The sequence below is a fragment of the Cupriavidus pauculus genome (assembly GCF_003854935.1).
Classification (GTDB): domain Bacteria; phylum Pseudomonadota; class Gammaproteobacteria; order Burkholderiales; family Burkholderiaceae; genus Cupriavidus; species Cupriavidus pauculus_C.
In genome coordinates this window covers 2042892-2056402 of the sequence record NZ_CP033969.1, presented here as the reverse complement: position 1 = coordinate 2056402, position 13511 = coordinate 2042892, and the positions used below count along the sequence as shown (strand labels likewise).

12 protein-coding genes are annotated in these 13511 nt (G+C 68.4%); 3 read left to right on the top strand and 9 right to left on the bottom strand.

The genetic code is table 11. The features are described from left to right. Positions 1-7 precede the first annotated feature (7 nt). The 5 genes from fabD to EHF44_RS11200 form a co-directional block, all read right to left on the bottom strand. Entirely contained in the window at positions 8-943 is a 936-nt protein-coding gene (gene fabD / locus EHF44_RS11220; protein WP_124683813.1) for an ACP S-malonyltransferase, read from the bottom strand. Positions 944-1015: 72 nt separating this feature from the next. Then, entirely contained in the window at positions 1016-1996 is a 981-nt protein-coding gene (locus tag EHF44_RS11215; protein WP_124683812.1) for a beta-ketoacyl-ACP synthase III, read from the bottom strand. An 87-nt stretch (positions 1997-2083) separates the two neighbouring features. Beyond that, complete coding sequence (gene plsX / locus EHF44_RS11210; RefSeq protein WP_124683811.1) at positions 2084-3163, bottom strand: phosphate acyltransferase PlsX; 1080 nt, start codon at positions 3161-3163, stop codon at positions 2084-2086. 192 nt (positions 3164-3355) lie between these two features. Next, positions 3356-3535 carry a 50S ribosomal protein L32 gene (rpmF, locus tag EHF44_RS11205; RefSeq protein WP_008644820.1) on the bottom strand — a complete coding sequence of 60 codons (180 nt, stop codon included), beginning with the start codon at positions 3533-3535 and terminating at the stop codon, positions 3356-3358. A gap of 122 nt (positions 3536-3657) precedes the next feature. Then, positions 3658-4275, bottom strand: a complete 618-nt coding sequence (locus tag EHF44_RS11200; protein ID WP_124683810.1) for a YceD family protein — start codon at positions 4273-4275, stop codon at positions 3658-3660. 177 nt (positions 4276-4452) lie between these two features. Here EHF44_RS11200 and EHF44_RS11195 point away from each other — a divergent pair, with 177 nt between their 5' ends. Both EHF44_RS11195 and EHF44_RS11190 read left to right on the top strand, forming a co-directional pair. Beyond that, entirely contained in the window at positions 4453-5052 is a 600-nt protein-coding gene (locus tag EHF44_RS11195; RefSeq protein ID WP_124683809.1) for a Maf-like protein, read from the top strand. Between the two features lie 2 nt (positions 5053-5054). Beyond that, the gene (locus EHF44_RS11190; protein ID WP_124683808.1) at positions 5055-5786 is read left to right on the top strand and encodes an SAM-dependent methyltransferase; all 732 of its coding nucleotides are present in this window, start codon (positions 5055-5057) and stop codon (positions 5784-5786) included. 47 nt (positions 5787-5833) lie between these two features. Here the strand turns inward: EHF44_RS11190 and EHF44_RS11185 are convergent, their stop codons facing one another. The 4 genes from EHF44_RS11185 to EHF44_RS11170 form a co-directional block, all read right to left on the bottom strand. Further along, entirely contained in the window at positions 5834-6991 is a 1158-nt protein-coding gene (locus EHF44_RS11185; protein ID WP_124683807.1) for a S49 family peptidase, read from the bottom strand. A gap of 39 nt (positions 6992-7030) precedes the next feature. Next, on the bottom strand, positions 7031-7435 hold the full coding sequence (locus EHF44_RS11180) for a Rieske (2Fe-2S) protein (protein ID WP_124683806.1): 405 nt from the start codon (positions 7433-7435) through the stop codon (positions 7031-7033). Then, the gene (locus EHF44_RS11175) at positions 7428-8087 is read right to left on the bottom strand and encodes an HAD-IA family hydrolase (protein ID WP_124683805.1); all 660 of its coding nucleotides are present in this window, start codon (positions 8085-8087) and stop codon (positions 7428-7430) included. Before EHF44_RS11175 ends, EHF44_RS11180 begins: the two co-directional genes overlap by 8 nt. Before the next feature lie 61 nt (positions 8088-8148). Further along, the gene (locus EHF44_RS11170; RefSeq protein ID WP_124683804.1) at positions 8149-9150 is read right to left on the bottom strand and encodes an RluA family pseudouridine synthase; all 1002 of its coding nucleotides are present in this window, start codon (positions 9148-9150) and stop codon (positions 8149-8151) included. Between the two features lie 1000 nt (positions 9151-10150). On the opposite strand from EHF44_RS11170, the gene EHF44_RS11165 reads away from it, so the two are divergent. After that, positions 10151-13297 (top strand): Rne/Rng family ribonuclease, encoded by a 3147-nt coding sequence (locus EHF44_RS11165; RefSeq protein ID WP_124683803.1) that lies wholly within the window; start codon positions 10151-10153, stop codon positions 13295-13297. The last annotated feature ends 214 nt before the right edge of the window (positions 13298-13511 follow it).

The window sequence follows — 13511 nt, the reverse complement described above, 5'->3', positions numbered from 1 at the left end:
CTTGGTCTTATTTCAGCAGCGCCAGCGTTTCCTGCAGCGATGCCGGATCGAAGATTGCACCACCCACCAGGTTGCTGTCGATGCGCTTGGTCATGCCGGCCAGTACCTTGCCCGGGCCGCACTCGATGACATGGGTCACGCCCTCGGCGGCCATCTTCTGCACGCACTCGACCCAGCGCACCGGCGCGGCGGCCTGGCGGACCAGCGCGTCCTTGATCTGGTCCGGGTCGTTGACGATGGCCACGTCGACGTTGTTGACCAGCGGGATCGACGGCGCCGAGAACGCCAGGCCGGCCATGCGCTCGCGCAGGCGGTCCGATGCCGGCTTCAGCAGCGACGAGTGGAACGGGGCCGACACCGGCAGCGGCAGCGCGCGCTTGGCGCCCTTGCCCTTGGCGATCTCGCACGCCTTTTCCACGGCGGCCTTGTTGCCGGCGATTACCACCTGGGCCGGGGCATTGAAGTTGACGGCTTCCACCACGCCCACACCGGCCGCGGCCGCCTCGGCGCAGGCCGCGCGCACATCATCGTCGGACAGGCCGAGGATCGCGGCCATGCCGCCCTCGCCCACCGGCACCGCTTCCTGCATGGCCTGGGCGCGGAAGCGCACCAGCGGCACCGCGTCGGCAAACGGGATCACGCCCGCGGCCACCAGGGCCGAATACTCGCCGAGGCTGTGGCCGGCCACCAGCGCCGGCGCCGGACCGCCGGCATCCAGCCAGGCGCGGTACACGGCCACGGCCGCGGTCAGCATCACGGGCTGGGTGTTGGTCGTCAGGTTCAGTTCTTCCGCCGGGCCTTCGGCAATCAGCTTGCCGATGTCCTGGCCCAGCGCCGCCGAAGCTTCGTCGAGCGTGGCGCGCACCACCGGGTGGTCGGCGAACGCGTTGAGCATGCCAACCGATTGCGAACCCTGTCCGGGGAAAACGAATGCGAATTTCATCGGCAATCCAGTCCTAGCTATTCATCGTGTCGAGCGGTGCGGCGCCGGCTGGCGGCGCGCACCGGCCGCATATTACATGCGCAGCAGCACCGCGCCCCAGGTGAAGCCGCCGCCCACGCCTTCCATCAGCACGGTCTGGCCCGGCTGGATGCGGCCGTCGCGCACGGCCACGTCCAGCGCCAGCGGGATCGACGCGGCCGAGGTGTTGCCATGCTCGTGGACCGTCGCCACCATGCGCTCGCCGGGCAGGCCCAGCTTCTTGGCCGTACCCTGCATGATGCGGATGTTGGCCTGGTGCGGAATCAGCCAGTCGATCTGGTCAGCCTGCATCTCGGCCGCGGCGATGGCCTCGCGGGCCACCTTGTCCAGCACCGTGACGGCCAGCTTGAACACCGCCTGGCCGTCCATGTGCAGGAAGGCGTTGCCGGTGATGGCACCGCCGGACACGTTGCCCGGCACGCACAGGATATCCACGTGGTTGCCATCGGCATGCATGGCCGACGACAGGATGCCCGGCTCGTCCGAGGCCGTCAGCACCACGGCGCCGGCGCCGTCGCCGAACAGCACGCAGGTGGTGCGGTCGTTGAAGTCGAGGATGCGGGAAAACACTTCGGTGCCGATCACCAGCACGTTCTTGTGCGATCCGCTGCGGATGAACTTGTCGGCCGTCGACATCGCGTACACGAAGCCCGAGCACACCGCCTGCAGGTCGAACGCTGCGCAGTGGTTCGTGATGCCGAGCTTCTGCTGCACCAGGCAGGCGGTGCTCGGGAACACGAAATCGGGCGTGGACGTGGCCACGATGATCAGGTCGATGTCCTGCCGCTCGATCCCGGCGGCGGCAATCGCCTGCTCGGCGGCCTTGACCGCGAGGTCGCTGGCCGTGACGTCGGGTTCCGCCCAGTGGCGCGCCGAAATGCCGCTGCGCGAGACGATCCACTCGTCGCTGGTCTCGATGCCCTTCTCGGCAAGCTGCGCGGCCAGGTCGTGATTCGTGACGCGCCGCGGGGGCAGGTAGCTCCCCGTGCCGATGATTTTTGCGTACTTGGTCATGAGTGTGTCGGATCGTGGTGCTCGCCGGTCCGCCCTGGCCAGGCCGTCGGGCGAACCCTCCGGCCAGCCGCCCGGGGGCGCGCGGCCTCAGGCGGCACGGGTATCGGAATGAGGGTCCGGTGTGTCTGTCTCCGGGCCCGCCGTCGCGGCGCCAGCGGCACCGGACTTGTTGGCGAAGGCCTTGGCAATGCGTTCGATGACGCCATTTCTGGCCGCATCATACCCGCGTTTGATCGCCCACTCAAAGGAATGGGCATCGGCGGATCCGTGGCTCTTGATCACCAGCCCGCGCAGGCCCAGCAGCGAGGCACCGTTGTAGCGGGCCGGGTCCAGCCGCCGCGCCAGGCGCGACAGCACCGGCATGGCCACGGCCGCCAGCAGCTTGGTGAACCACGACCGCGTGAATTCTTCCTTGATCATGCTGCCGATCATCTTGGCCAGGCCCTCGGTGCTCTTGAGCGCCACGTTGCCGACAAAGCCGTCGCAGACGACGATGTCCGTCGTGCCCTTGAAGATGTCGTTGCCTTCCACGTTGCCGTAGAAGTTGAGCTCGGAAGCGCGCAGCAGCTCGCCGGCGGCCTTGACCACCTCGTTGCCCTTGATCACTTCCTCGCCGATGTTGAGCAGGCCCACCGTCGGGTGGTCCTTGTGGTCCACCACGGCCACCATGGCCTCGGCCATGCGCGCGAACTGCAGCAGGTGTTCCGGCTCGCAGTCGGCATTGGCGCCCAGGTCCAGCACCGTGGTGCCCCAGCCCTGCTCGTTCGGAATCGTGGTGGCGATGGCCGGCCGCTCGATGCCTTCGAGCGTCTTGAGCACGTAGCGCGACACCGCCATCAGCGCACCCGTGTTGCCGGCGGAAATACAGGCCCCGGCCTTGCCTTCCTTGACCTGCGTCACGGCCACGCGCATCGAAGAATCCTTCTTCTTGCGCAGCGCCACTTCCACCGGGTCATCCATGGTGATGACCTCGGTCGCGGCCACCACGGTCACGCGCGGATGATCGGTCGCGTGCAGCTTCTTGAGCTGCGCGGCGATGGCGTCGGGCAGGCCGACGAGGACCATCTCGGCGTCGTCGTGACGCGAAAGAAAACTGATCGCCGCCGGCACTGTCACGGAGACTCCGTGATCACCGCCCATGCAGTCGATAGCGAGCTTGATCGTCATTGTTTCCTGATACGGAAAGCGCGCCGGCACCCGCCGCCTCGGTTCGCGGGGACGCAACCAGCCGGACGCGCGAATACGCTGCCGTGCGGGCGCCGAGCGCCCAACAAAAAAGCGGCAACGAGCTTGCCGCTTTCCTGTTTTACACCTGACAACGTGCGCGAGCGAGACACAGGGTCACGCCAGACGACCTGGTCAGTCGTTCTTGGTCTTGATGACCTTGCGACCACGGTAGTAGCCGTTCGGGCTCACGTGGTGGCGCAGGTGGGTTTCGCCCGTGGTCGGCTCGACGGCCAGGGGGGCGACCGACAGATGGTCGTGCGAACGATGCATGCCGCGCTTGGACGGCGACTTCTTGTTCTGTTGAACAGCCATGATGACTCCTTCGAGAATTTTGCGATATTAACACACGCATCCTGCGCAAGGCGTAGCCGGGGCCCGGCCGGATGCTTGACCTGCTACCTGGATGACCGCCACCGGCCGCGCCTCGCGCGGCGTCAGTGCCTGGTCTTCAGGCCGGCCAGCGCCGCGAAGGGCGATGGCCGCTTTTCTTCCTCGGGTGCAGCCTCGGGCTCCACCTCGCCGTCCGCCCCGGTCACGAGCGACTCGTGTACCGTGGGGCAGACCACATGCTTGGGTGCCGTCGGCAACGCCAACAGCACTTCATCCTCTATCAGTTCCAGCGCCGAGAACTTCTTCGACCCCACGATCACGTCGAGTTCGTCGTCGTCCATCGGCGCCTCGTCGGCGGCCGCCTCGCTGGCCACCACCTCGAAGCACATCTTCGTGGCGATCGGCTCGGCGTACACGCCCAGGCATCGCTGGCAATCCAGCCAGACACGGCCGTTGACCGTCACCTCGACGAACAGCCGCTGCGACGCCGGCGCGCCGGGCTCGGCCGCCTCCTCCCGCGCAAACCCGGCGAGGGTGTAGGCAAATGCCTCGTCCCGCGCGGTCGCTGGCGCATCGGCAGCCGTCTCGGCTAAGATGCGCGGCAAATCGCGCACCGGCACCTCTCCCGCCACGCTGCCACCTTTGCGGCAGAAGACGAAGAGATCGGTTTCACGCAGGTCGAAGGCCACGGCGGACGCCGCTGGCTGGGTCGGCTGACTCATACTGAATCGCAGAAATGCCTTGTTTGCCACACATGAGCGGCAACGATGTGCCTGTGCAGCTAAACGCGCGATTATACGTTGTTTTTTCCGGATTGGTCAAAGTATACGAACCCGCGCCCGCTGGCGCCCCGTATGCCGGCCATCTTTCGCCACCGCCCTAGCGACCACCCTGTTCCTATGTCTTCCGATGCCCGCCCTGCCCTGATCCTCGGGTCGAGTTCCCCGTACCGCCGCGACCTGCTGGCGCGCCTGCGGGTGCCGTTCGAGGTGGCGACGCCCGACATCGACGAAACGCCGCTGCCCGGCGAACGCCCCGACGCCACCGCGCTGCGGCTGTCGCGCCTGAAGGCCGAAGCCATCGCCCAGCGCCACCCGGGCGCGCTGGTGATTGGCTCGGACCAGGTCTGCACGCTCGACGACCTGCAGATCGGCAAGCCCGGCACCCACGAGAAGGCGCTGGCCCAGCTCCAGCTCATGCGTGGACGCACCGTCACATTCCACTCGGCGCTGTGCCTGCTCGACAGCCGCAACGGCGTGGCCCAGCTTGCCGACGTGCAGACGCGCGTCACGTTCCGCAACCTGTCCGATGCCGAACTCGACGCCTACCTGCGCATCGAGACGCCGTACGACTGCGCCGGCAGCGCCAAGGCCGAGGGCCTGGGCATCGCCCTGCTGGCGCGCGTGGAATCGGACGATCCGACCGCGCTGATCGGCTTGCCGCTGGTGGCGCTGACCGCCATGCTGCGCCAGGCCGGCTACCCGATCCTGGGAGCCTGACCATGCCCGGCATGCTATTCCTGATTCCCAACACGCTCGGCAAGCGCGACGAACACGACCCGGTGAGCGACGTGATTCCGGCCGGCGTGCAGCAGATTGCCGCGCGGCTCGACTACCTCGTCGCCGAGAACGCCAAGACCGCCCGTGCCTTCCTGAAGAAACTGGGCGAAACGGCGCCGCTGGCCCATGCGATCCAGCAGATCGAGATCCGCGAGCTGAACGTCAATACGAAGGCCGACGCGCTGGGCGCGCTGCTGGACCCCATCGCCGCCGGGCGCGACGGCGGGCTGCTGTCCGAGGCCGGCGTACCGGCCGTGGCCGACCCCGGCGCGGACCTCGTGCGGCTGGCCCACGCGCGCGGCATCGCGGTCCGGCCGCTGGTCGGGCCCAGTTCGATCCTGCTGGCGGTGATGGGTTCGGGCCTGAACGGCCAGAGCTTTGCATTCAACGGCTACCTGCCGGTGGACGCCGAGGAACGGGCCCGCAAGCTGCGCGACCTGGAACAGCGTTCGCGCAAGGCGCAGCAAACCCAGGTGTGGATCGAGACGCCGTACCGGAATGGCGCCTTGCTGGACGCGCTGCGCCAGCATTGCGCCGGCACGACCCTGCTGTCGATCGCCGTGGACCTGACGCTGCCGACCGAAGCCATCGTCACGCTGCCCATCGCCGACTGGCGGCCGGACCGCCTGCCGCTGCACAAGCGCCCGGCGATCTTCTCGCTGCTGGCCCAGTAAGAGTAAGAGCCTGGGCCGCCGGGACCGGCCCGGCAGCCTTGGCCTGCTCAGCGCACCACCGGCGCGCCAACGCTCAGCATGACCTTCATCGCGGCCGATCCCACCGCCGCGCCAAACCGCTTGGCCACGCGCTCGGCCACGTTTTCCTTGACCGTGTAGTCGACGATGTCCTCGGCCTTGAACACGTCGCGCGCCACATAGTCGGCGCTGCCCAGGCCATCGGCCAGCCCCAGCTCCACCGCACGCTCGCCCGACCAGAACAGGCCCGAGAACAGCTCCGGATCGTTCTTGAGCCGGTCACCGCGGCCTTCCTTGACCACGTCGATGAACTGCTGGTGGATCTGCTTGAGCATCGATTCGGCAAACGCGCGCTGGCGCGGCACCTCGGGCGAGAACGGGTCGAGCATCCCCTTGTTGGCGCCCGACGTGTAGAGCCGCCGCTGCACGCCGATCTTGTCCATCAGGCCCGTGAAGCCAAACCCGTCCATCAGCACGCCGATCGAGCCGACGATACTGGCCTTGTCGACATAGATCTTGTCGGCCGCGGCCGCGACGTAATAGCCGCCCGACGCGCAGATTTCCTCCACCACCACGTAGAACGGCTTGTCCGGATAGATCTTGCGCAGCCGGTGGATCTCGTCGTTGATGATGCCGGCCTGCACCGGCGAGCCGCCCGGCGAGTTGATCTTGAGGATCACCCCGGCCGCCGACGTGTCGCCGAACGCCGCCTGCAGCGATGCGTTGATCGACTCCGCGCTGGCCGGCGTGCCGGCGGCGATCTCACCTTCCAGCGTGACCATGGCGGTATGGCGGCCGCTGGTGCTGGTCAGGCCGTCGCCCTTGAAGTCGATGACCGCGAACAGGATCAGCGCCAGGATGCCCAGCCCCACCAGCCGGAAGAAGATCTTCCAGCGCCGCGCCGCGCGCTGCTCGCGCAGGCTGGCCAGCAGCACCTTTTCCAGCACATCGCGTTCCCAGCCGCCGGCCGCCCCGCCCACCGGCTTGGCCGGCTTGCCAGCCAGGCGCGCGCGGCGTTCGTCGGCCTCGCGCTGGGCCGCGTCGTCGCCGGCCTTCAGCTCGTCCTCCAGCGGATAGTCGGCACGCGGCGCGGTCTCCAGCGTCTCGTTGCGCGGCGGCGGCTCGGTGCCCCGGTCGGGCTGGCCCGGTTGATCGGAAGGCGATGGCGGTTTTTGCTGTTCTGTCATGCAGATGGACTCAAGCGTCAAACGGGGCCCGGGCGCCGGTCAGCCGGCGTCGGGCGCAAAAAATGGCGCTTCGGGCTGCCAGAAGACAGCGCCGTCACGTTCCTCGATGCGGAGTTTGGCCAGCGCGGCGCCCCGGCAAGGGCCGCCCACGCAGAGGCCGGTGTCCGGCGCATAGGTTGCGCCATGTGTCGCACACATCAAGTATAGGCCCGCACTGTCGAAAAACTGGCCCTCCTGCCAGTCCAGCTCCATGGGCACATGGGCGCACTGGTTCAGGTAGCCGTGGACGGCGCCGTCGTAGCGGATCACGAACGCGCCAATCTCGCGCGGCGGCGCGCCGGACGCACCGGCCGACACCCGGACCGTGAACCGCACGCCGGCGCCGCCATCGACCAGTTCGTCCGCCGCGCACACCCGGCGCGGGGCCAGGCTGCCGTCACGCATGCGTCAGCAGCCACTGCTGCAGGTCGTCGATCGACGTGGCGCAGTGCAGCGGCGCCATCGCGCGCAGCGATTCGGCCGGATGGGCGCCGTAGCAGACGCCCAGCCCGTGCGCGCCGGCGTTGATCGCCATCTGCAGGTCGTGGGTGGTGTCGCCGATCATCAGCGTCCGGTCGATGTCCTGGCCCAGTTCGCGCGTCAGTTCGTGCAGCATGGCCGGGTGGGGCTTCGAAAATGTCTCGTCGGCGCAGCGCGTGGCATCGAACAGCTTGCCAAGGCCGGTGCTGGCCAACGCCCGCTCCAGGCCCACGCGGGTCTTGCCGGTGGCGACGCCCAGAAAGTAGTGCTCGGCGTGCAGCGCCTCCAGCATCTCGCGCACGCCCGGGAACAGCACCAGCTCGGCGTCGCGGGTCAGGAAGTGAAAGCGGTAGCGCTCGGCCAGGCGCGGGTAGTCGGCCGGATCGAGCGTCGGCACGGCATACGACAGCGCGTCCTTCAGGCCCAGCCCGATCACGTGGCTGGCCGCGCTGTCGTCGGGCACGGGCAAGCCGAGGTCGCGGCTGGCCATCTGTATACATTTGGTGATCGTCGGGGTGGAATCCATCAGGGTCCCATCCCAGTCGAAGACGATCAGGTCGAAGCGCTGCCTGGCCATTGCGGTCCTTGGTCGATGCAGAAGTGTTTCAGTGAGAAGTGGCGGCGCGTGGCGCCCGCTTTCAGCCAGCGGCCCCGAGCGGACTCAATTGTTGCAAAAATTCGACACATTCGCCCGGCAGCGGCGCGGAAACCGTCACCGGCACCCCGGTCTGGGGATGCGTGAACGTCAGTTTGTGCGCGTGGAGGAACATCCGCTTGATGCCCGGCCGCGCGCCGCTGCGCGAAAGTGACTTGTTCAGCGCAAAGTCGCCGTACTTGTCGTCGCCGACGATCGGGAAGCCCGTCGATTGCAGGTGGACGCGGATCTGGTGCGTGCGGCCGGTCTTCAGTTCGGCCTCCAGCAGGGTGAATTCCTCGAACGCCTTGACCCGGTTGAACACCGTATGCGACGGCAGGCCGTCGGCCTGCACCCGCACGCGGCGCTCGCCGTCCGGCGTGTTGTATTTATATAGCGGCAGCTTCACGTGCTGCCGCGCGTTTGGAAACTCGCCGGCCACGCAGGCGAAGTAGCGCTTGTCCATGCCGTTGCCGCGGATCTGCTCGTGCAGGTGGACCAGCGCCGAGCGCTTCTTCGCCAGGACCAGGATGCCCGACGTCTCGCGGTCCAGCCGGTGCACCAGTTCCAGGAACTTGGCGTCCGGACGGGCGCGCCGCAGTTGCTCGATCACCCCGAAGGCCACGCCCGATCCGCCATGCACAGCCACGCCGGCCGGCTTGTCGATGACGAGCACGTGGGTATCCTCGAACAGCACCGGAAACTCGCCGGCCGGCACGTAGGCGGCCTCGCCATCTGCCTTTTCCGCCACCCGCATCGGCGGAATCCGGACGACATCGCCCAGCTTCAGCCGGTAAGTTGCATCGATCCGGCCCTTGTTGACGCGCACCTCGCCGGAACGCAGCACGCGGTAGATGTGGCTCTTGGGCACGCCCTTGGCCACCTTGAGCAGGAAGTTGTCGATGCGCTGGCCTTCCGAACTCTCGTCGATCGTGACATACGCCACCTGGAGGCCATTCGCGCGGGAGCGCGGCTCCGTTTCAATTTGATGGCGTAACTCATTCATTTTCAATATAATTTCCCGGCCATTCCCGGCCAAGGACCGGGAGTGTGCGACCTGTGTAAGCGATGTTTGGCGCGGACCCGGCCTGGAAAGCCAGCCCATTGCGGCGGACCGGAACGGAACATGCAGGGCCACCCGGCAATTATTCTGGGTAGTCCCACCAGTACCCGCGCGAGATTCCGCATTTTACACTTCGGGTTGCCGCCAGCCCGGCCTGTCTCCCGCCTGTTGCGTACCCCGCAAGGCGCCAGATGGGCAAATGGTGGCAAACAGCAGCACGCACGCGCCGCGCCGGCGCGCAGGAAGCCGCCCATAGGCGGCTTCGGCAACCAGCCGGCCGACACGTGGAAACTGAGTGTTCAGGTAGAAAAGAATTCAATGCGGATGCCGGCATCGCAACAGGCATCCGCATCGGTGAGAGAAGACCGCCCGCACCGGGAACCGGTGCCGGCCCGGCAGGAGACACCCTGCCAACCGACCTGCAGTATCGGCCGCGATCCGTCGCCGCCCGTCGTTGTTCGACGAGCCGGCGCGAGGCGCCCCGAGCGCAGAACGCGAAGAAGCAGCGGCGCGCCCGCCCGCGGACAGGTCGGCTTGGCAACGGCATGCAACTGCTGCGTCCGGATGACTTGCTCTTTGACGCGTCCTGGCCATCCCGGCTCCGGCTGCGATCGGTAGCGCCGCCGTGCCGCTGGCACGGCCCACGTGCCGCCATCGCCCCGGACCCGCCGGCATCCGCCAGACATCGCTGCACCAGGAGCAAGGCCCATTTGCCCTCTCCCACCCAGCAGCGGACCCGCCGCAGCCTTCATCGCGGATGACCGGGACGCCGACAGCCTCTCCTTTCACCCGCGCCCAGCCGGCGCGCGCCACCCTGGCGTGCCCGGCAACTCCGGCAATTCTCCCGCCCTCGCTCAGCTTTCCTCGCGTGCTCCCTGGACCGTCGCAGGCATGATCCATTCATGACAGAAGCGTGCCTGTGACACTGGAGTGAGGTATTGCGATGAAACGCATGCTGTTCAACGCGACGCAACAGGAGGAGTTGCGCGTCGCGATCGTCGATGGTCAGAAACTGATCGACATCGACATCGAAACTGCCGGGCGCGAGCAGCGCAAGGGCAACATCTACAAGGGCGTCATCACCCGCATCGAGCCGTCGCTGGAAGCCTGCTTTGTCAACTACGGCGAAGAGCGCCACGGCTTCCTGCCGTTCAAGGAAGTGGCACGCGCGTTCTTCAAGGACGGCGTGGACGTGCGCAACGCGCGCATCCAGGACGCGCTGCACGAAGGCCAGGAACTGATCGTCCAGGTCGAGAAGGAAGAACGCGGCAACAAGGGCGCCGCCCTGACCACGTTCATCTCGCTGGCCGGCCGCTACCTGGTGCTGATGCCCAACAACCCGCGTGGTGGTGGCGTGTCGCGCCGCATCGAGGGCGAGGACCGCCAGGAACTGCGCGAGACCATGGCGCAGCTGCAGGTGCCGGAAGGCATGAGCATCATCGCGCGCACGGCCGGCATCGGCCGCGCCGCCGAGGAACTGCAGTGGGACCTGAACTACCTGCTCCAGCTCTGGAAGGCCATCGACGGCGCCGCCGGCGACAACAAGGCCCCGCTGCTGATCTACCTGGAATCGAGCCTGGTCATCCGCGCCATCCGCGACTATTTCCAGCCGGACATTGGCGAAATCCTGATCGACACGGACGAGATCTACGAGCAGGCGCGCGCCTTCATGAGCGTGGTCATGCCCGACAACATGAACCGCGTGAAGAAGTACCGCGACGACGTGCCGCTCTTCTCGCGTTTCCAGATCGAGCACCAGATCGAATCGGCATACTCGCGCATGGTAATGCTGCCGTCCGGCGGTGCCATCGTGATCGACCATACCGAAGCCCTCGTGTCGGTTGACGTGAACTCGGCCCGCGCCACCAAGGGTGCGGACATCGAGGAAACCGCGCTGCGCACGAACCTGGAAGCGGCCGACGAGATCGCCCGCCAGCTTCGCCTGCGCGACCTGGGCGGCCTGATCGTGATCGACTTCATCGACATGGAGTCCGGCAAGGCCCAGAAGGACGTGGAAACGCGCCTGAAGGACGCCCTGCGCCACGACCGCGCCCGCGTGCAGATGGGCAAGATCAGCCGCTTCGGCCTGATGGAGCTGTCGCGCCAGCGCCTGCGTCCTTCGCTGTCGGAAGGCTCGCACATCACCTGCCCGCGCTGCAATGGAACAGGCCACATCCGCGATACCGAATCGTCCGCCCTGCAGGTGCTGCGCATCATCCAGGAAGAGGCGATGAAGGAAAACACGGCCGCCATCCACTGCCAGGTGCCGGTGGAAGTGGCCGCTTTCCTGCTGAACGAGAAGCGCCAGGACATCAACCTGATCGAGCTGCGCTTCAAGGTGAACGTGCTGCTGATCCCGAACAAGCATCTGGAGACGCCGCACTACAAGCTGGAGCGCCTGCGCCACGACGATCCGCGCCTGGAGGACTCGACCGCCAGCTACCGCATGGCCGAGGCCGCCGCGAAGGAACTGGAAGCCGACACCAGCTACAGCAGCCGCAAGAAGGAAGATGCGCGTCCGCGCCAGGAAGCCGCCGTCAAGGGCATCACGCCCGACGCGCCGGCGCCCGTGTCGGTGCCGCGCCCCGAGCGCGCGCCGAAGCCGGAGGCCCCGGCTGCCCGTCCGACGCCCGCCACCCAGCCGGTGGCAAGTGGCGGTTTCGTCGCCTGGCTGAAGGGCCTGTTCGGCGCCAAACCGGCCCCCGCGCCGGTGGCCGAAGCCGCCAAGCCGGCGGCCGAGGGCCAGGCACGCGGCGAAGGCCGTCCGGGTCGTGGCGAACGTGGCCAGCGCGCCGAACGTGGTGAGCGCGGCGAGCGTGGCGAAGGCCGCCAGGGCCGTGGCGAGCGTGGTGGTGAATCCCGCGGCGAGCGCCAGGGCCGTGGCCAGCGCGGCGAGCGTGGTGAACGCGGCGAGCGTACGGAACGCACCGATCGTGCCGACGCCCAGCGCGGCGAGGCCCGTGAAACCCGCGAACCCCGCGAGCCGCGCGAAGCCCGTGAACCGCGCGAGCCGCGTGGCGACCGCCAGCCCCGCGCCCCGCGCGAAGGCCAGCAGGCGGCTGCCCCGGCAGTCGTCGCGGGCGAGCGTACCGAGGCGCGCCGCGAGCGCAACCAGGAACGCCGCGAGCGTCAACGTGACCGCCAGCGCGAGCGCAGCGAGTCCCGCGAGTCCGAGGAAGCGCTGAACGTCGAAGGCGTCGCACCGCAGTCGGCACTGGAAGCCGCCGAGGCCGCACCGGCCGTGATGGCCGCGCTGGACCTGCCGGCAGGCGCCCCGGGCGCCGAAGCCGGCGCGGAAACGGCTGAAGGCGAAGAGCGCCGCCGCCGCAACCGTCGTGGCCGCAACCGCTATCGCCGCGAGCGCGAGGAAGGCGCAGGCGTGGAAGGCAACGAAGGCAACCTGGCCGAAGTCAGCGCCGGCGTGACCGAGTCGGAAGACGAATCGGCATCGGCAGCCGCCCCGGTGGCGCAGGCCGCACCGGTTGCCGAACCTGCCGCCCCGGCCGTGCAACCGGCCGTGGCCGAGACGCCGGCCCCGCAAGTGGCCGCAGCCAGCGCGCTGGTCGCCACCGAGCCGGTCGTCCAGGCCGCCCCGGCGCAGTCCGAGGCCGCCGCTCCGGCACCGGCACCGGCCGCCGAACCCGTGTTCGCCGCCGTGGCCCAGCCGCAACCGGCTCCGGTGGTGACGCCGGCGCCGACGCACGGTGCCGACGAGGTTCACGCCGAACCGGCGCCCGTCGCCACGGCTCCGGCCCTGCCCGAGCCCGTGATCGCGACGGCCGAAGTGGCGCCCGCCCCGGTGCCCGCCGTGGAAACGCCGGCTCCGGCCGCGATCGCCCCGGCCGCGCCGGCACCGGCCGGCACCAGCGCTCCGGCGCTGGAGTCGATGCTGGCAACGGCTGGCCTGGAGTGGGTCCGCACGGACAGCGCCAAGCACGCCGCCGCGCAGGAAGCCGCCGCCCGCATCGCGCCGGCCCCGCGCGTGCCGCGCGAGCGCAAGCCGCTGCCCCCGCTGCCCCAGGGTCCGATGGTCCTGGTGGAAACCGGTGGCAACCAGCGCGAGATGGCGCAGCAACAGCAGCAGCAATAACCCACCTCCGGGCGGGTCACCAGAAGGGACGGCAGGCGCCGTCCCTTTTTTCGTTTGTGCCGCCGGCCTGACTTGGCACAGCCCGCCCAACTGTACTGCCGCGCCCCGCGACCATGTGTACATCTGTCATGACAGTGTTGCGCGCGGCGACGCGCCGCCCTCGGCTAGAATGGCAGGCAGAACGGTCCCCGGGGCGCCCAAGCGCCGGACGGCC